This window comes from Microbispora sp. ZYX-F-249, from assembly GCF_039649665.1.
GTDB classification, from domain to species: Bacteria; Actinomycetota; Actinomycetes; order Streptosporangiales; family Streptosporangiaceae; genus Microbispora; species Microbispora maris.
In genome coordinates this window covers 1-17,370 of the sequence record NZ_JBDJAW010000034.1, presented here as the reverse complement: position 1 = coordinate 17,370, position 17,370 = coordinate 1, and the positions used below count along the sequence as shown (strand labels likewise).

Below are 17,370 nucleotides of genomic sequence, written 5' to 3'. Positions count from 1 at the left end.
CTTCGCCGGGGCGTTATCGAGACGCACTCCGTCAGCGCGCCCGCACCGCCGGGGACACCGCGACGGGCGGTCAGGGCGCCTCCCCGCCGGGGACGTCGACCGCGATCTCGCCGCCCAGCCGATGCCCCCCGCCGAGGACGAGGTTGTCGCCGCTCCAGAACCTGCCGGGGTCGTACCAGTTCGGGCGGCGGCCCTCGGGCAGCAGGCCCATCGCCTCGTAGGTCACGGCGACGACCTCCGCGCAGTAGGCGGTCTCCAGTGCCCTGTCGCGGGTCCGCCGCTCCGCGTCGCGGAGCCCGCGCCACGCCGCGGGCCGGAGTGCGGGCAGCCGTCCGCGGAGCCAGCGTCCCGCCAGGCGGGCCGTGGACGGGAACGGCGTGCCGTCCAGCCGTGCGATCGTCCGCAGGACGGCGTCCTCCATCTCCCTGCTCACGCCCGGCTCCAGCTGGCGCAGCCAGGCGCGCTGGCCGTACCTCGCGGCCCAGACGCAGACCGCGTCGCGCATGTCGTGCAGCTGGACGCCGCGCTGGTGGGTGCCCGACCACATGTCGGGCAGCGACCGGCCGAGTTCGGCGTGCCACATGAGCGGCGGCAGGTCCTCGACGACCACGGCCATGCCCACGTGGTTGACCGGGCTGTTGGTGGTGACCTGGATGGCGCGGTCCGGGACGCTGCGCCCCCGGAACACCCAGACGTCACCGGTACGGGCCAGTTCGAGTGCCTTGTCGAGGCTTATCCGCGTATGAGCCACGGCAGTAGCCTAGGCACATGCGGTGGTGGAAGATACTCGGTCTGGCGGCCTTCACGGGTGTCGCGGCGACCGGTGTGGTGATCGCCCGGGCCGAGCGCCGCAGGCGCGCGTACACGCCGGAGGAGATCCGGGATCGCCTGCGCGCCCGGCACGCCGAGGCCGTCGCCGCGGTGGACGCGTCCCCCGGCACGACCTCTCGGTGAGCCCGGGCAGCCGCCCGGCGGCGTAGCGGCCCGGCGGTGCGGACATCCGGCTGAGGCGCCGGCCCGCCCGGCGGGAGACCGCCGCCCGCTCAGCCGCCGTACGCGTCGACGCCCAGCTTGACCGCGACCGCGAGTCCGCAGAGGGCCGCGGCGAGGCGCAGCGTGTCGCCGGGCAGGCGGCGGGCGACCGCCGGGCCGAGCCAGCCGCCCACGAGGAACCCCGCCGCCAGAGGGCCGACCGCCGCCCAGTCGACCGGCCCGAACAGGGCGAACCAGACGGCCGCGACGGCGTTGGCGAACGCTCCCACGACGTTCTTGACCGCGTTGACCCCGGCCGCGGGGCGGTCGAGCGCCGCGGCGAGCACGGCGAACATCATGATGCCGCCGGCCGCGCCGAAGTAGCCGGTGTAGACGGCGACGCAGAAGGCGCCCACCCGCAGGGCCAGGCCCTTCTCCCCGCCGAGGTGCACCCGTCCGGGGCGGGGCGGGCGCAGCAACAGCAGCAGCGAGGCGCCCGCGATCAAGCATGGGGCGACCGCCTCGAACGTCCGCGACGGCGTGACCAGCAGCAGCGCCGCGCCCGTCGCCCCGCCCAGCGCGGTGGCGAGGCCGAGCCGGGCGAGGAGACGCCCCTGCCCCGCCAGTTCCGGCCGCGAGCCGGCCGCCGCCCCCACTCCGGTGAACAGCAGCGCGACCGTGTTGGTGACGTTCGCGGTGAGCGGCGGCAGGCCGAAGGCCAGCAGCGCGGGGTACGACACGATCGACGCCAGGCTCACGACCGTGCTGACGATCCCGGCGATCAGGCCGATCCCGGCCAACCCGAGTACGTCGACAAACACAAGGGAACCCAACCATATGGGTTTTGGACAGCCGAAACCGGCCTCACAGCGAGTCCACAACACGCCCGCGCCGGGCGGGGTCCCGTGCTCTTCGTGCTCGGCGCCGTGGTGACCCTCGCGGCGTGCCGGGCGCTGTCCGCCCCGCGGGCGGCGCCGGGTCCGTCAGGAGGCGGGGAAGCGCAGCACCCAGCGGCGCTGCCAGGGCGTCTCGACGGCCCGCGGGTGATACTCGGCCCGCGCCCAGGCGACGGCCCGCTCGGCGGGCAGGCCCGACAAGATGGCCAGGCACGCGATGACGGTGCCGGTGCGCCCCACTCCCCCGCCGCAGGCGACCTCCACCCGGCGGCCCGCCCGGGCGTGCTCGTGCAGCTCGCGGATCCGGCCGATCGCCTGCTCACGGTCGCGGGGCAGCAGGAAGTCGGGCCAGTCGATCCACTCGTGCGTCCACAGGAGGCCCTGGTCGTACTTGCGCATGAGCCGGGGGGCGCCGAGGTAGAGGCCGAACTCGGGCGGCTCGCCCTCGGGGGCGGGACGCCGCAGGCCGCGTCCGCGGACCCAGGCGCCGTCGGGAAGGCGGATCGCGCCGGTGAGACGAGTCGTGGGCATGCCCCATTGTGCCTCCGCCGCGGCGGCAAGATCACCTGAATACGGGAACGCCGTGGCCGCGCCGTGGGAGAAGCGGAATCGCGCGCGGAGGGGGGCGGTAGAGTCGGGCCTCATGCCGGAAACGCCGCGTGTGCTCGCCGTACAGAACGGATCGAACGGAGGTCCCGGGCGGTTCGGGGAGTGGCTGGACGCCGCCGGCGTCGCCGTCGACGTGGTCACCGCCTTCGACGGGTCCGTGCTCCCGCCGCGGCTGGAGCACGACGGCCTGCTCGTGCTCGGCGGCGGTTACCTTCCGGACGACGACGACAGGGCACCCTGGCTGCCGGCCACCCGCGCCCTCGTCGAGCAGGCCCTCGCCGGGTCGGTGCCGTTCTTCGGCATCTGCCTCGGCGGGCAGATGCTGGCCTCGGCCGGCGGCGGGAAGGTCCTGGGCGACGCGGGGGCGCCCGAGCACGGCAGCACGCCCATCACCATCCGCGCCGAGGCGGCGGACGACCCGGTCTTCGGCGGGCTGCCCGCCGTCGTCCCGGCGATCGAGAACCACATCGACGCCATCACCGCCCTGCCGCCGGGCGCGGTCTGGCTGGCCGAGACCGAACGCTGCCCCTACCAGGCCTTCCGGCTGGGCGAGCGCGCCTGGGGCGTGCAGTTCCACCCCGAGGTGCGGCCCGAGCGCATCCGGCAGTGGGACGTCGAGTACACCCGCCGGCGCGGTCTCGACCTCGACGAGCTGTACGCCGCCGCCGTGGCCGACGACCCGGCCTCGCGGGCCTCCTGGGGTGAGGTGGCCTTCCGTTTCGCCACCCTGGTCAAGGAGGGATCAGTGGGGACGGCCCGTTAGCGGGAACTCGTCCCGGAGGATGGAGTAGAGAAGCTGGTCGTGCCAGCGCCCGCCGCGCCACTGGGCACGCCGTACGACGCCCTCCAGGCTGAATCCGATCTTCTCCAGGCACCTGATCTCGGCCCTGTTCTCCGGATCCGTGGTCGCCTGGACGCGTTCCACCCGGGTGTGCGTGAAGAGATAGCGGACGAGCTCCCGCTGGGCGCGGGTCCCGACGCCCCTGCCGCGCCAGTCCGGCAGCAGGCCGATGGCGATCTCCCAGCACAGCGACGTGTCCCGGCGGCCCCAGCGCCGCTCCAGCCACTCGACCCGCCCGGCGAGCTCGCCGTCCACCGTCACGGCGAGCATGTTGTCGGCTCCCGCCAGCAGTCCGCGGGCACGCAGGGCCTCCCGCAGTCCCGCGGTCGGGGTGAAGCCGAACCACTGGTGGGGCGTCGCTCCGCTCTCGCTCTGGAAGGCCGCGTCGAAGACGTCCAGATCGGCTTCCGTGACGGGCCGAAGTGCCAGCGTTCCGGGCATTCCCGTCGCTCCTCCTCACGTGCCGGTCGGGTGCGGGACGGCCGGGCGACACCGGAGAGCGCTCTCCCCCTCCGTGCTATAAATGGCTGCATGACCAGCGACCTTCCGCCGCTCTCGGGAACTCCCACACTCGAGGACGTGGCCCGCGTGGCGGGAGTGTCCCGGGCGACCGTCTCACGCGTGATCAACGGTATCCGCAATGTGGCGCCCGAAATCCAGGAGGCCGTGCACCGGGCCATCGCGACGACCGGGTACGTGCCGAACCGGGCCGCCCGGTCCCTCGTCACCCGCCGCACGGGGGCGGTGGCCCTGGTCGTCTCCGGTGCGGGCGACGCGAAGGGCGGCGAGCCGTTCGAGTCCCGCGTCTTCGCCGACCCGTTCTTCGGCCGGGTGGCCAGCGGGGTGGTGGGATTTCTGCGGCCGCGCGGCATCCACCCGGTGCTGATGCTGGCGGACTCGGCGCAGACCCGCGAGGACGTCGTGTCCTTCCTCCGGCAGGGCAGCGCCGACGGCGCCCTGGTCGTCTCGACGCACGGCGAGGACCCGCTGCCGAAGCTGCTGGTGGACGCCGGGGTGCCCGCCGTGCTGTGGGCGCGGCCCGCCCGGCCGATCCCGATCAGCTACGTCGACCTCGCCCACCGGGCCGGCGCGGCGCTGGCTGCCGACCACCTGGTGGCGCGCGGCTGCCGGCGCGTCGCCACGATCAGCGGCCCCTTCGACGTCCCCGCGGCGCAGGACCGGCTGTCGGGCTTCCAGGAGGCCATGGCCGGGCACGGCCACCCGTACGTGCCGGCCGTGGAGGGCGACTTCATGCCCGCGAGCGGGGAGGCCGGCATGCACCGGCTCATGAAGGAGCACCCGGACATCGACGGTGTCTTCGTCGCCAACGACCTGATGGCGCAGGGCGCGCTGCTCGCCCTGCGCGACCTCGGCCGCCGGGTGCCCGAGGACGTCGCGGTGGTCGGCTTCGACGACAGCGCCGCGGCCGCCTGCCGCCCGCCGCTGACGACCGTGCGCCAGCCGATGGAGGACATGGCCGCCGAGATGGCCCGGCTGCTGCTCGCGCACGTCGCGGACCCGGGTTTCCGGGTCACCTCGGTCATCGTGCAGCCGGCGCTGGTGGTCCGCGAGTCGGCCTGACGGACCACCGGCGCCGCGTCCGTCAGGCCACCCGCAGCCGCTTGCCCGCCGCGATGATCTCGGCGTAGCGGCGGCCGCTCGCCTTCAGGGTCCGCGCCTGGGTCGCGTAGTCGACGTGCACCAGGCCGAACCGCTTGTCGTAGCCGTAGGCCCACTCGAAGTTGTCCAGCAGCGACCACGCGAAGTAGCCCGCCACCGGCGCCCCCTGCTCGATCGCCCGGCCGCAGGCCGCGATGTGGTCCTCCAGGTAGGCCAGGCGCTGCGGGTCGTCGACCATGCCGTCCGCGCCGACGGCGTCGGCCCAGGCCGACCCGTTCTCGGTGACGTACAGGCGGGGCGCGGCGTACTCGCGGGTGAGGCGCACCAGCAGGCGCTCCAGCCCGCCGGCGTCGACCTCCCAGCCCATGGCCGTGGTCGTCGCCCCCGGCACCTCCAGCTGCCGCGCGTACGGCACGGGCCCTGCGGGGTCGGCCGTCACGACCTGCCGGAAGTAGTAGTTCACGCCCAGGTAGTCGAGCGGCGTCGCGATCGTCTCCAGGTCGCCCGGCCGGATCGGCAGGTCGACGCCGTACACCGCGAGCATGTCCTCGGGATAGCCGCGGCCGGTCACCGGGTCGAGCCACCAGCGGTTGACGTGCCCGTCGAGGCGCCGCGCGGCGGCGTGGTCCTCCTCGCTGTCGGTCGCGGGGTCGATCGGGCTGAGGTTGTTGACGATCCCGATCGACGGCGTCAGCCGCGCGGCGGCCCGTACGGCCTGCACGGCGAGGCCATGCCCGAGGTGGAGGTGGTAGGAGGTGCGCACGGCCGCCTCCAGGTTGCGCACCCCGGGGGCCATGGACCCCTCCAGGTGCCCGTGCCAGGAGCAGCACAGCGGCTCGTTGATCGTCGTCCAGTCGGCGACGCGGTCGCCCAGCCGTTCGGCCACGACGGCGGCGTACTCGGCGAAGCGCTGCGCGGTGTCGCGCTCGGGCCAGCCGCCGCGGTCCTGCAGCGCCTGCGGCAGGTCCCAGTGGTAGAGGGTCACGAACGGCCGGATTCCGGCGTCGAGCAGGGCGTCCACGAGACGGTCGTAGAAGGCGAGCCCGCGCGGGTTCACCGGGCCGGCGCCGTCGGGCACCACGCGCGGCCAGGCCACCGAGAAGCGGTAGGCGTCCACGCCGAGTCGTTCGAGCAGGCCGACGTCCTCGCGCCACCGGTGGTAGTGGTCGCAGGCCACGTCTCCGGTGTCGCCGCCGTCGATCGCGCCGGGCACCCTGCAGAAGGTGTCCCAGATCGAGGGCAGCCTGCCGTCCTCGAGGGCCGCGCCCTCGATCTGGTAGGCCGAGGTGGCGACGCCCCAGACGAAGTCGTCGAAAGCGGTTACATCGGGGGCGTGGCCGCGCTGCGGCTCCATTCGCTGGTTCTCCTTGGTTCGGTGGTGGTGATGGTGAGCGTTCACTTCACGGCGCCCGCGGTGAGGCCCTGCACGAGATAGCGCTGCAGCAGCAGGAACCCCGCCACCACGGGGACGCTGACGACCAGGGAGGCCGCCATGATCTGGTTCCAGTAGACGTCGTTCTCGGTGGCGTACCCCTGCAGGCCGACGGCGAGGGTGCGGCTCGTCTCGTCGGTCATGACCGAGGCGAACAGCACCTCCCCCCACGCGGTCATGAAGGCGTAGATCGCGACGGCCACGATACCGGGGGTGGCGGCGGGGAGCACGACGCGCAGCAGGGCCCCGATCGGGCCGCTGCCGTCGACCTGGGCGGCCTCGTCCAGGGCCGTCGGGATCGAGTCGAAGTAGCCGGCCAGCATCCAGATCGAGAACGGCAGCGAGAAGGTCAGGTACGTGATGATCAGCCCGGTGCGGCTCGCGTACAGCTCGACCCCGAGCGCGGTCCCGAGGTTCACGTAGATCATGAACAGCGGGAGCAGGAACAGGATGCCGGGGAACATCTGCGTCGACAGCACGGTGACCGAGAAGATCCGCCGTCCGGGGAAGCGGAAGCGGCTGATCGCGTACGCCGCGAAGATGGCGATGAGCACCGACACCAGCGCGGCCACCGACGCCACGATCAGGCTGTTGGCGAAGTAGCGGGCGAGCGGGACCGTCCGCCACATGTCGGCGAACGGGCGCAGGGTGATCGTCGTGGGGATCCACTGGAAGTCCCCCTGCACGTCCCGCAGCGGCTTGATCGCCGAGGTCAGCATCACGTACAGCGGGGTCAGGGTGAACAGGCCGAGCAGGCCGAGGCCGAACCACCGCGCCCACGGCAGCCAGCGGGGCTCACGCATCGCTCCTCCTCCCGGACGTCGCGACCAGGTACACGGCCGTCACCAGCAGCAGGAACAGCAGGAGCAGCACCGACATGGCCGAGCCCGAGCCGAAGTTCCAGGTGACGAACGAGCTCTGGTAGATGTGTATCGAGATCAGGTCCGCCTCGTGCGGGGCCGACTTGCCGAACAGCACGTACGGCGTGTTGAAGTCGTTGAACGTCCACAGGAACAGCACCAGCACGAGCACCTGGTTGACGGGGCGCAGCATGGGCAGTGTGACCGCGCGCAGCCGCCGGCCCCAGCCCGCGCCGTCGATGGCCGCCGCCTCGTACAGGTCGCCGGAGATGTTCTGCAGCCCTGCCATCAGCACGAGGAAGGCGAACGGCCACGACCGCCACACGCAGACCACGATGAGGGACACGAAGCTGTTGGAGCCGATCAGCCAGAACGGCCGCTCGCCGAACAGGTGCAGCTGGTCCACCAGCACGTGGTTGACCAGTCCCGAGTCGCGCTGGAGCAGGAAGCTCCAGGTGATCACCCCGGCGTAGACCGGCAGGGCGTACGGCACGAGGAACAGCGCGCGCAGCAGGGCCCGGCCCCTGAACGAGCCCTGCATGAGCACCGCGCCGCCGATGCCGAGCAGCCAGGACAGCCCGACGGTGAGCACGGTGAACGCGACGGTGACGAGGAACGAGTGCAGCAGCGAGCGGCCGACCGCGCCGTCGAAGTCGACGGCGACGCGGTAGTTGTCCAGCCCCGCGAAGGGCGCGGCCGACCAGTTGCGCAGGAAGAACTGGGTGAGCTTGAGGAAGCTCATGCCGATGCCGATCACCATCGGCACCAGGTGGACGAGAAGTTCGAGCAGCACGGCCGGAAGGATCAGCAGGTACGGCAGGGCGGCGCGGCGCAGCCACGCCGGAACGCGGCCGGCGATCCCGCGCCGCGGGCCGCCCGGAGGCGGAGTGCCACCTGGGGACGCGGGTCTCCGTCCCGCGCCGGGCCGGGACGTGGTGGACACGACCATGGACTTCCTCTCGGTGTCGGGCAGGCGGCCCCCGGAGGGGGCGGGAACAGACGGGCAGCGCCCGGAGGGCGACGCGTTTTCCGGGGACCTCCCGTGGAGTGGCGCGCCTTCCGGGGACTTTCCGTGGGGTGGCGCGCCGCGGCGGGAGGCACGCGGGCGCCGGGCGGGGCCGCCGCCCGGCGCCGGGATGCGGCTATAGCCGCTCAGCCGCCCATCTGCTGGTCGGCATCGGTCAGCTTGGCCTTGACGGCCTCCTCGGTGACCGGCTTGCCGCTCGCGACGTCCGCGAACAACTGGTTCATGGCGTTGCCCACGAGCGTCTCGAACTGGCTCTCCTGGGCCACCTGCGGCAGCGGCGCGGCCGTGGTGGAGAGGATCTGCTGGAAGGTCTTGATCGTCTCGCTCTCGAACGCCGGGTCGTCGTAGGCGTCCGTGACGGTCGGCAGCGAGCCGTACGCCTTGTTGAGGTTCTGCTGGGTCTGCCTGGACGTCATGAACCGGGCGAACTTCAGCGCCCCGTCCTTGTTGGCGGCCGTCTTGAACACGGCGAGGTTGATGCCGGCGACCATGGCGTTGACCTGCTCGCCGCCCTGGGACGGGCCGGGCAGCGGGATCGGGGCCAGGCCGTAGTCGTCCTCGGACCAGCCGGCCTGCTTGAGCTGCGTGGCGATCGACTGCCACATGAGCATGCCGGCCTTGCCGGAGACGAAGTCCTGCACCGCCTCGGTGCCGTTGGCGTACTCCGCGTTGCTCGGGTTGACGATCTTGTGGACGGCCATCAGGTCGAGGTACTGCTTGATGGCCTTGGTCTCCTGATCGGAGTCGAAGTGCGGCTTGCCGGAGGCGTCGAACAGCTCGGCGCCGTGCTGCCGGCCGAAGATGAAGGCGTGGTGGGCGTTCTCGCTGACGCTCGCGCCCTCGACGGCGAGCCCCCATCTGCCGTCCTTGGTCAGCTTCTTGCCGTCCGCGATCAGCTCGTCCCACGTGGCCGGCGGCTTGTCGATGCCGGCCTCCTTGAACATCTTCTTGTTGTAGAAGAGGCCGTACGTCATGCCGTAGATCGGCACGGCGGTGGGCGGCTGGCCGGGGGCGCCGGTCGCGGCGAGGCTGGGGCCGAGGAAGCGCTCCTTGCCGCCGAGCGTCTTGAGCAGTGCGTCGTCCCACGGCACGAACGCCCCGGTCGCCTGCAGGGAGGCCGACCAGGTGTTGCCGATGTTCACGACGTCGGGGCCCTTGCCCGACGTGGTCGCGGCGAGGATCCGGTTGAGCAGGTCGGCCCAGGGGACGACCTCCAGGTTCACCGTGATCCCGGTCTCCTTGGTGAACCTGTCCAGCTCGGGCTTCAGCACCTCCTTGTCGTTCTCCAGGCTCGTGCCCTGGTTGGACGCCCAGTAGGTGATCGTCCGGGTCGCGCTCCCGCCGGCCGACCCGGCCGTGGACGGCGAGTCGTCGGCGCCGCAGGCCGTCGCGGCGAGCACGAGGGCTCCGGCGACGGCGAGGAGATATGGCTTGCGTCTGCGCACGGGTGTTGTCCTCACTCTTGCGGGGGGCGACCGCCCGCCCGCGAGGGCGGGGGCCTGGGGGGTGAACAGTCCATGTCCTGCGACTGCGGGGCGCGGACGGCCCCCGCCTGCGCGAAAGCCGCCCCAGGTTCCGGGCATGCCTCGCGAGCACGGGCTCTCCTGACCGCCACGGCTTGGAGAGCGCTCTCCAAGCAGGAGAGTGTCGCGGAAGGCCGGACGTGTCAAGAGGGGGCCCTTGCCCGGCCCGCCGCGCCCGGCCGACCATCCCCCGATCTCACCCGGTTGAGCTGGGGATTCCGGTAGGGACGCGAGCTCGTCTTGACAGGGCGGCCGCCGGAGTCCACGCTCTGGAAAGCGCTCTCCCACTTTCCGTTCCCTCGTCACGAGAGAGGTGGTCGCTTCCCAGCCGCACGCCGGGCACGTCCCGGGCTCCCCACCGGCCGGTCCCCCGCCAGGCCGGCGCTCACATACCCGGCGCTGCTCCGGCAGCCGAGCAAGGCGCGTCCGCCGACGTCAGGAGGGAGCGGACGTCTCCGCGCGGAGCCGGGTCAGGTCGTCGCGCCAGCGGGTGGTGTTCCGGTCCCTCGGGCCGTTGATCCTGGTGAACTCGGCGACGACCGCGGCGAGTTCGCCGTCGCCGCGCTCGACGTCGCCTTCCTTCATGCGGCACTTCGCGACGCCGCCCCGGCAGTACAGGGCGAGGGTGTGGCCGGCGGGGAGATCGGCCCGGAGTTCCTCCCAGTGCCGCCGTGCCTCGGCATACTCGTCCAGGGCGTAGAGGAGGTCGGCCAGACCTTCGCGGACGTCCCAGGTGAGTTCGTGGTCGACGCCGTGGATCCGCCGGCAGTCGTCGAGCAGCCGACCAGTCATCCGCAGCCCCTCGTCCCGGTCCCCGCTGAGCGCCGTCCAGCGCGCCAGTGCCAGCCGGCTGTAGACGCGTCGGATGTTGGTCCGGCCGAGACGCTCGGCCAGGCGCACGGCCCGCCCGGCCTGGGCACGGGCTTCCTGGAAGCGCCCTTCATCCGCCAGGTGGAACGCGAGGGCTCGGTAGTAGTCGATCAGGACGACGGAGCCGGCGCCCGAGATGGCGAGTTCTTCGTCGATGGCTCTCTCCCACAGGCTCACCGCCCTTGTGCCGTCGCGCCAGGCCTCCTGCAGGGTCTGTTCGAAGCGGGCCGATACGGCACAGTCGTTCAGGGGGCCCAGCGCGGTCGCGGCCGATTTCGCGGCCGCGTGCGCGAGACGGCATGCTTCTTCCGCCTCGCCCGCGAACCCCAGGCATCGGGCCAGCACGATCTGCGCCCCCAGGGTCGTCTCGGCGGTCTGCCCCAGAGCCGTTCGGCATTCGGCCACCAGGGCGCGTGCCAGCGGCACCGCCTTGGCGGCCTCCCCCGACTCGTGCGTCCACCAAGCCAGCTCGACCCTGAGAGCCAGCAGGGCCTGCTCTTCCGCGGGTGCGACGATCCCTGCCCTGGTCGTGGCCTCGGCCAGCAGAGCGATGGCCTCGCTCGGCCGGCCGGTGATTCCCAGAACCGACGCCAGCCCGCGGGCCCCTTCCAGGTTTCCCGCGGCCCAGGCTTTGCGGAAGGCCGATTCGGCGATGTCGTCCCTGGCGCATTCCCGCGCTTGTGTGGCGATGTCGACGCAGTCCCGGGGCCCGCCGTGATCGATCAGCGCCTCCCACGTGAACGTCGGCACCGGCGCCTGTCTCCCGGACTTGGCCAGGGTGTCGGCGAGGTAGTCGAAAGCGAGGTAGGTGTCCGGCATGTCTCCGGGCATGATGAGGCTGCTGGTTCCGTGCAAGGGCTGAGTCGCCCAGCGCAGCGCGCGCTCCCACGGCTCCGGGCGTACGGCGGGGCCGCCGAGTTCGCTCAGGTAGCCCTCGTGCAGACGGCGGAGGAGTTCGGCGGGCAGCGGAGCGTGAAAACCCGCCCGCCGCGCGTCGACCGCCGCGGCGACCAGGGCGCCGCCGCGCGGCCCTCCGGCGCGTGTGTCGTCCGGCGTGCCCGCACATGCCAGGGCGTCACGCCAGTCCCGATAGAGCTGCGGCCCGGCGGCCAGATACTCGGCGACGCCGAACCTGCCCGCGTGCTGTCCCGCGGTCGTGACACGGTCGTCCTCGCTGGCGGCGGCCCGCGTCAGCTCCGCCTCCGACCAGCGGCGGTCAAGCTCGACCTCGCGTGCCAGAGCGAGCACCTCGCGGACAGTCCGGTTGCGCCGGCGGGAGGCCGGACTGAGCAGGTCCTCGCCACGGACACCGAACACCGCCCGCTCCCGTGCCCGGATCGTGCCGACGACTCGTACGGCGCGATCATCCGCCGTCGCCAGCTCTCGGAAGGTCTGGGCGGTGAACCCGGCCGCGCTGGCATACCGCTCGATGTCGTCCAGCCAGAGCACCGCCCGCCGTACTCGTCGGGCGGCGGTGACCGCGGCGGGGAACGACTCACGGGTCTGCGGGTAGACCAGGATGTGCTCGGGCAGCACCGCCCGCACGGCCTCGTAGGCGGCCCGTGTCTTACCCGCCGTGGAGTCGCCCACGACGAGCACGAAGGGTGCCTCCGCGATGGCCTGTTCGAGCTCTCCACTGAGGTCACGGCGGACGAAGGACGGCGCACCCGACGTCGGACGGGGCGCGGGATGCACGCCGAGAGCCACGGGGTCGTCGAGGTCGCGTACCCGGGGCAGCCGGCCGTGCGTATCGCGGTAGAGCTGATCCTGCACGACCGGTGCGGCGCCCGGGCCGGTCGGTCCGGACGCGCGGAGCCGTGAACCCCCGGCCCAGGCGACCACCGCGGCGACGGTCGCCCCGGCCGCGATCGCAACCGCGGCCAGGTCGGCCAGGCTGACCTCGGCCTCCGGACGAACCGCGCGGGCCACCACGAACACCGCCGCTGACAGCGCCGCGACAGCCGGCACAGCGGCGATCACCTGCCAGCGAATCGGGCGTCGCCTCACTCCGACATCATCGCTGCCACTCACGCGAATCGTGCCCGTTTCGACCGTGATCGTGGTCAGGTGGATCAGGCGACGGCTGCAGGCGGCCTCGGGGCCGTACCGTGCCACGAACGGATTCTCCCGGTCGACCGGGCGTGCCCCTCGGACCGGGAACCTGCTCATCCCGGTGCCCGCTCACGCCGCGATCCGGCCGGCCGTCGCGGGGCCGGGACGCCGACCGAGACGCCCCAGCGGACCGCCGCCGTTTACCGTGTCAATATGCGTTCTTGACTTTTTTTGGCGATTTGTGCGTCCGTTCGAACTTCGGGGGTAGCTCGCCGCTCCAGGGACGATTTCGACCCAAGGAGGCTTCAGTGAGCGACTTCCATACCGAGACGCGAACATACGCCGGGGGAAGCGAGCTGCCGCAGGACGCCGGCCGTCCGCAGGCCGGGCAGCAGGGCACCGCGCAGGCCGGCCCCGCGCAGACCGGCACCGCGCAGACCGGCACCGAACAGGCCGGTACCGCGCAGCAGGTCCGGCAGGCGGCGCAGGAGACGGCGCACGAGGCCAAGTCCGCCGCCGGCGAGGTGGCGCTGACCGCGAAGGACCAGGCGCGGACGGTGGCCCATGAGGCCAGGGAGCAGACGCGGCACGTTCTCCACCAGCTGCGCAGGCACACCGACGAGCAGGCCACGCACCAGAGCAGGCGCGCCGCCGACACGATCCGGCAGTGGACCGGCGAACTGGAGGCCATCGGCGACAACGCCAATCCCGACTCCCCCATGCGGGGCGTGGTCCAGCAGGTCGCGGAGCGGGGCCACCGCGCCGCCGACTACCTGGAGACCGAGGGCATCCAGGGCGCGGTGCGCGACGTGCAGGACTTCGCGCGGCGCCGCCCGGGGCTGTTCCTCGCCGGCGCCGTGGTCGCGGGGTTCCTCGTGGGACGGGCCGTCAAGGCCGTCGCCTCGGCCGAGGACCCGCACGCGAGCGGCCCTTTGAACGGCCCGGCGAACGGCCCGGCGAACGGCCCGGCGAACGGCACCGTGGACGGTGACGCCAGATGGTCCGGCTCCGGCGCCGCGTACACCTCTGGATACGGCTCCGGGTACGGCTCCGCCTCCGGCGACGGGAGCGACGCGGCGTACGGTTCCGGGTCGCCCTCGTCCGCCCCGTACGGCACGCGCCCGGTCACGACGTACGGCACGGGCACCCGGAACACCCCGGCCGGAGAGCCGGTGAGCGGGACCACGGGCGCCGGCGGCCCGGGGAGCGGCGTGACCGCCTCCCCCTCATACGGCAACGGCAACGGCAACGGGACCGGCGACGGATACCGGACCGGTGACGTGACGCGGAACGGCACCGGAACCGGCTACACCACCGGCGAGCGCTACCCGTCGGACGAGATCCGGGACGGCCGTGCCGACGGGCGGCGCGACTCGGACGGGTTCCCCGGCACGCCGGGCGCCGGAGGTGAGCCGCGATGAGCTACCCCAGCCCGCCCGCCGAGCCCTCGCTGGGCAAGCTGGTCGGGGAGATCGGTGAGGACCTGTCCAAGCTGTTCCGCCAGGAGGTGGAGCTCGCGAAGGCCGAGATCCGGCAGGAGGCCACGAAGGCCGGCAAGGCGGCCGGGATGCTCGGCGGGGCCGGTTTCGCCGGATACATGGTGGCGCTTCTCGTCACGCTCGCCGTGATGTTCGGGCTCGGCAACGTCATGGACCTGGCCTGGGCCGCGCTCATCGTCGCGGTCGTGTGGGCGGTGATCGGCGGGGTCCTGTTCGCGCGCGGCAGGGAGCGCATGCGCGAGGTGAACCCCACGCCCGAGCAGACCATCGAGACGCTGAAGGAGGACGTGCAATGGGCGCGAGCCCAGAGGAGATAAGGGCCGAGATCGAGGTCACGCGGGCGGAACTCGCCGCCGACGTGGACCGGCTCGCCGACCGGACGAGCCCGGCGCGCATCGTGCGGCGCCGTACGGACAGGATGCGCGGGATGGCGCACTCGGTGAAGGAGAAGGTGATGGGAGTGCCGGCACACGCCACCCACACGGTACGCGACCAGGCCGGTGAGGCCGCGGGGACGATGCGCGACGCCGCGGCGCACGCCGGCGAGACGGTCCGCGACGCGGCGGCGCAGGCGGGCGAGACGGTGCGCGGGACCGCGGCGGAGGCCGGCGAGATGGTCAGGCACGGCGCGCAGCAGGCCGCCCAGACCGTGCGCGAGGCGCCGCACCAGGCCATGCGGAGCACCCAGGGCAATCCGCTCGCCGCAGGGCTGATCGCCTTCGGCGCGGGACTGCTGGCCGCGAGCCTGCTGCCGAAGACCTCCGCGGAGGAGCGTGCGGCCCTGCAGGTCAAGGACCGGGCCGAGGAGATGGTCGAGCCGGTCAAGCAGGTCGTCCAGGAGACCGCCCAGCGTGTGGGCGAGGACGCCAGGGAGGCGGTCCAGCAGGTGCGCGAGACGGCCGCCGAGGCGACCAGGACCACCGGCGAGGAGGCCCGCGACCAGGCACGGCAGGTCACCGAGCAGACCCGCGACCAGGCACGGCAGATGACCGGGCAGTCCCGGTCATAGCGGAGGCTGTGGGAACGTTCCGAGGGCCGGGCCGGCAGTGCGGGCCCGGCCCTCGGCCGCTCCAGCGGGCCGTCCGCCGGGTGCCGCCCGGCTCGGTGTTTTCCCGGCAGGCGACGAGGCGCCGGAGCCGCGATTGACAGGCCGTCCATTGTTGGAAGAGAACTGCGAATGACATCCCTTCGGCGATCAGGCTGAACGGCACGACGAGGGAGCGGCGCGGTAATGTTCGACAACGATGCGGGAAGCGGTGACCGGTCGCTTCCGGCCGCCGTCACCTGGGGATTGCTGGCGGCCTTCCTCGTGCACGACCTGGAAGAGCTGCTGACGATGCCGTCCCACAGGGCCCGGCAGGTGCGGCGATGGCGTGAGCGCCATCCGGCGGTGCCGCCGCGTCTGTGGTCGCTCGCGGAGACCGACACCGTCCACGCGGCGACGGGCATCGCCCTGATGGGCGCGGTGGTCGGAGCCGCCGCGGCGGCGGGGGCGCGGTCGGAGGGCCGGTCTCCCTTCTACCAGACCGTTCTGCTCGGGTTCGGCCTGCACGGCGTGGCTCACCTGGGTCACAGCCTGCTCGCCCGCGCCTACACGCCGGGGGTGCTCACCTCACCGGGGGTGATCGCGTTCTCGTCGTGGGCCTGGCGCAGACTACGCCGCTCGGGCGTGGTGACCGCGTCCGGCGCGCGTGAGACGACGTCGTACGCCGTGCTGTTCCCGGCGGTCATCCTGGGCGTTCACGGGGCCGCCCACGGACTCCGGCGGCTTGCTCGCCGCGCTGTGCGGCGGGCCGGCGCAGCTGATCGTCGCTCGTGATCCCACGCCGATCGGAGGGCGGCGTGCACGGGTGGGTCCCGTCGTGTCCTCGCCGGAGCCCCTTCATCGGCACCGGCGGCACACTTCCCCTGCCGGACGAGGGTTACGATCAAGGTGAAGGACTGACCGAGGGGGCGGCGATGGCACCGGGGACGGGGGCGTGAGGGCCGCCCGGCTGCGGAAGGCGGGCGACATCCGGCTGGCCGAGGAACCGCGGCCCGTCCCGGGGCCGGGCGAGAGCCTGGTGCGCGTCACGGCCGTCGGCCTGTGCGGCTCCGACCTGCACTGGTACGCGGAGGGCGGCATCGGCGACGCGGTGCTGGACGAGCCGCTCGTCGTGGGACACGAGATCGCCGGAGTCGTCGAGGGCGGTCCCCGGCACGGCACCCGGGTCGCGGTGGACCCCGCCATCCCCTGCGGCCGCTGCGCGGTCTGCGCGACGGGATACGGCAACCTGTGCCCGGACGTCCGCTTCGCCGGGCACGGCACGCTCGACGGCGGCCTGCGCGAGTTCCTCGCCTGGCCCGACGAGCTGCTGCACCCGCTGCCCGACGCGCTGTCCGACAGCGACGGGGCCATGCTCGAACCGCTCGGCGTGGCGCTCCACGCCGTGGACCTGGGGCATCTGGCGCTCGGGGCGCCCGTCGCCGTCGTCGGCTGCGGGCCGATCGGCCTGCTGGTGGTCCGGCTCGCCCGGCTCGCCGGCGCCTCGGTGGTCGTCGCCGTCGACCCCCTGCCGCACCGCCGCGCCGCCGCCCTGCGGTTCGGCGCCGACCACGCCCTCTCCCCCGCGGACGCGGGACCGGCCGCGTGGGCCGGGATCGACGGGCTGGACGGCCTCGGCGTACGGGTGGCCTTCGAGGTGGCCGGCACCGACGACGCGGTACGCCTCGCCATGACCGCCGTACGTCCCGGGGGCCGGGTCGTGCTGGCGGGCATTCCCGACGACGACCGCGTCTCGTTCCCCGCCTCGCTGGCCCGGCGCAAGGGCCTCACGCTCGCACTCGTCCGGCGGATGAACCTCACCTATCCCCGGGCGATCCGCCTCGTCGCCGGCGGCTCGGTGGACGTGTCGTCGCTGGTCACCGAGCGCTTCCCGCTCGAGGCCACGGCGGACGCCTTCGCCGCAGCGGTCACCCGGCGCGGGCTCAAGGTCGTGGTGGAGCCCCACGGCTGAGGGCCCGATGCGCCACAACGGGCGGACATCCGGGGCAGTCGCCCCCGAGGGCGCGGTCTTTCTGAGCCGCGCCCTCTTTATTTCCCCGATGTCCAGCACACCTCCCGAGGTTGCGTCAGCTGAATGCGATTCCCGCCGGTCGTGGCGCCCGGTCCTTCTGGCACCGCGGCCTA

The 17,370-nt window shown here is 73.1% G+C and carries 17 protein-coding genes; 8 read left to right on the top strand and 9 right to left on the bottom strand.

Annotated elements, in window-relative coordinates:
* Positions 1-70: 70 nt before the first annotated feature.
* Entirely contained in the window at positions 71-736 is a 666-nt protein-coding gene (locus AAH991_RS30565) for a hypothetical protein (protein WP_428834055.1), read from the bottom strand.
* Positions 737-768: 32 nt separating this feature from the next.
* On the opposite strand from AAH991_RS30565, the gene AAH991_RS30560 reads away from it, so the two are divergent.
* Complete coding sequence (locus tag AAH991_RS30560) at positions 769-954, top strand: hypothetical protein (protein WP_346229430.1); 186 nt, start codon at positions 769-771, stop codon at positions 952-954.
* A gap of 89 nt (positions 955-1,043) precedes the next feature.
* Here the strand turns inward: AAH991_RS30560 and AAH991_RS30555 are convergent, their stop codons facing one another.
* Positions 1,044-1,793: a sulfite exporter TauE/SafE family protein gene (locus tag AAH991_RS30555; RefSeq protein ID WP_346229383.1), complete on the bottom strand. Its 750-nt coding sequence runs from the start codon at positions 1,791-1,793 to the stop codon at positions 1,044-1,046.
* Between the two features lie 162 nt (positions 1,794-1,955).
* Positions 1,956-2,399: a protein-tyrosine phosphatase family protein gene (locus AAH991_RS30550; protein WP_346229382.1), complete on the bottom strand. Its 444-nt coding sequence runs from the start codon at positions 2,397-2,399 to the stop codon at positions 1,956-1,958.
* Positions 2,400-2,511: 112 nt separating this feature from the next.
* On the opposite strand from AAH991_RS30550, the gene AAH991_RS30545 reads away from it, so the two are divergent.
* Positions 2,512-3,240: a type 1 glutamine amidotransferase gene (locus AAH991_RS30545; protein ID WP_346229381.1), complete on the top strand. Its 729-nt coding sequence runs from the start codon at positions 2,512-2,514 to the stop codon at positions 3,238-3,240.
* Here the strand turns inward: AAH991_RS30545 and AAH991_RS30540 are convergent.
* The gene (locus AAH991_RS30540) at positions 3,220-3,759 is read right to left on the bottom strand and encodes a GNAT family N-acetyltransferase (protein WP_346229380.1); all 540 of its coding nucleotides are present in this window, start codon (positions 3,757-3,759) and stop codon (positions 3,220-3,222) included. The two genes, AAH991_RS30545 and AAH991_RS30540, sit on opposite strands and share 21 nt — an antisense overlap.
* Before the next feature lie 90 nt (positions 3,760-3,849).
* Here AAH991_RS30540 and AAH991_RS30535 point away from each other — a divergent pair, with 90 nt between their 5' ends.
* A complete protein-coding gene (locus AAH991_RS30535) occupies positions 3,850-4,899 on the top strand; it encodes a LacI family DNA-binding transcriptional regulator (protein WP_346229379.1) in 1,050 nt (349 codons plus the stop codon).
* A gap of 22 nt (positions 4,900-4,921) precedes the next feature.
* Here the strand turns inward: AAH991_RS30535 and AAH991_RS30530 are convergent, their stop codons facing one another.
* From AAH991_RS30530 to AAH991_RS30510, 5 genes are all read right to left on the bottom strand, one after another.
* Positions 4,922-6,292, bottom strand: coding sequence for a GH1 family beta-glucosidase (locus AAH991_RS30530; RefSeq protein WP_346229378.1), 1,371 nt, complete (start codon positions 6,290-6,292; stop codon positions 4,922-4,924).
* 41 nt (positions 6,293-6,333) lie between these two features.
* Positions 6,334-7,173 (bottom strand): carbohydrate ABC transporter permease, encoded by an 840-nt coding sequence (locus AAH991_RS30525; RefSeq protein WP_346229377.1) that lies wholly within the window; start codon positions 7,171-7,173, stop codon positions 6,334-6,336.
* Complete coding sequence (locus AAH991_RS30520) at positions 7,166-8,173, bottom strand: carbohydrate ABC transporter permease (protein ID WP_346229376.1); 1,008 nt, start codon at positions 8,171-8,173, stop codon at positions 7,166-7,168. Before AAH991_RS30520 ends, AAH991_RS30525 begins: the two co-directional genes overlap by 8 nt.
* 209 nt (positions 8,174-8,382) lie before the next feature.
* Positions 8,383-9,702: an ABC transporter substrate-binding protein gene (locus AAH991_RS30515; RefSeq protein WP_346229375.1), complete on the bottom strand. Its 1,320-nt coding sequence runs from the start codon at positions 9,700-9,702 to the stop codon at positions 8,383-8,385.
* A gap of 513 nt (positions 9,703-10,215) precedes the next feature.
* On the bottom strand, positions 10,216-12,657 hold the full coding sequence (locus AAH991_RS30510) for a hypothetical protein (protein ID WP_346229374.1): 2,442 nt from the start codon (positions 12,655-12,657) through the stop codon (positions 10,216-10,218).
* 353 nt (positions 12,658-13,010) lie between these two features.
* Between AAH991_RS30510 and AAH991_RS30505 the strand changes: the two genes are divergently transcribed.
* From AAH991_RS30505 to AAH991_RS30485, 5 genes are all read left to right on the top strand, one after another.
* Positions 13,011-14,123: a hypothetical protein gene (locus tag AAH991_RS30505; protein ID WP_346229373.1), complete on the top strand. Its 1,113-nt coding sequence runs from the start codon at positions 13,011-13,013 to the stop codon at positions 14,121-14,123.
* Positions 14,120-14,518, top strand: coding sequence for a phage holin family protein (locus AAH991_RS30500; protein ID WP_169988861.1), 399 nt, complete (start codon positions 14,120-14,122; stop codon positions 14,516-14,518). The genes AAH991_RS30505 and AAH991_RS30500 overlap by 4 nt, the downstream gene beginning before the upstream one ends.
* A complete protein-coding gene (locus tag AAH991_RS30495) occupies positions 14,494-15,210 on the top strand; it encodes a DUF3618 domain-containing protein (RefSeq protein WP_346229372.1) in 717 nt (238 codons plus the stop codon). Before AAH991_RS30500 ends, AAH991_RS30495 begins: the two co-directional genes overlap by 25 nt.
* 222 nt (positions 15,211-15,432) lie before the next feature.
* Positions 15,433-16,020 (top strand): HXXEE domain-containing protein, encoded by a 588-nt coding sequence (locus AAH991_RS30490; protein WP_346229371.1) that lies wholly within the window; start codon positions 15,433-15,435, stop codon positions 16,018-16,020.
* A 160-nt stretch (positions 16,021-16,180) separates the two neighbouring features.
* The gene (locus AAH991_RS30485; RefSeq protein ID WP_346229370.1) at positions 16,181-17,197 is read left to right on the top strand and encodes a zinc-dependent alcohol dehydrogenase; all 1,017 of its coding nucleotides are present in this window, start codon (positions 16,181-16,183) and stop codon (positions 17,195-17,197) included.
* The last annotated feature ends 173 nt before the right edge of the window (positions 17,198-17,370 follow it).

Excerpts from the sequence above, each read along its gene's own strand:
- AAH991_RS30560 (WP_346229430.1), top strand. The coding sequence starts at position 769 with ATGCGGTGGTGGAAGATACTCGGTCTGGCGGCCTTCACGGGTGTCGCG.
- AAH991_RS30550 (WP_346229382.1), bottom strand. The coding sequence starts at position 2,399 with ATGCCCACGACTCGTCTCACCGGCGCGATCCGCCTTCCCGACGGCGCC.
- AAH991_RS30545 (WP_346229381.1), top strand. The coding sequence starts at position 2,512 with ATGCCGGAAACGCCGCGTGTGCTCGCCGTACAGAACGGATCGAACGGA.
- AAH991_RS30540 (WP_346229380.1), bottom strand. The coding sequence starts at position 3,759 with ATGCCCGGAACGCTGGCACTTCGGCCCGTCACGGAAGCCGATCTGGAC.
- AAH991_RS30535 (WP_346229379.1), top strand. The coding sequence starts at position 3,850 with ATGACCAGCGACCTTCCGCCGCTCTCGGGAACTCCCACACTCGAGGAC.
- AAH991_RS30530 (WP_346229378.1), bottom strand. The coding sequence starts at position 6,292 with ATGGAGCCGCAGCGCGGCCACGCCCCCGATGTAACCGCTTTCGACGAC.
- AAH991_RS30525 (WP_346229377.1), bottom strand. The coding sequence starts at position 7,173 with ATGCGTGAGCCCCGCTGGCTGCCGTGGGCGCGGTGGTTCGGCCTCGGC.
- AAH991_RS30500 (WP_169988861.1), top strand. The coding sequence starts at position 14,120 with ATGAGCTACCCCAGCCCGCCCGCCGAGCCCTCGCTGGGCAAGCTGGTC.
- AAH991_RS30495 (WP_346229372.1), top strand. The coding sequence starts at position 14,494 with ATGGGCGCGAGCCCAGAGGAGATAAGGGCCGAGATCGAGGTCACGCGG.
- AAH991_RS30490 (WP_346229371.1), top strand. The coding sequence starts at position 15,433 with ATGTTCGACAACGATGCGGGAAGCGGTGACCGGTCGCTTCCGGCCGCC.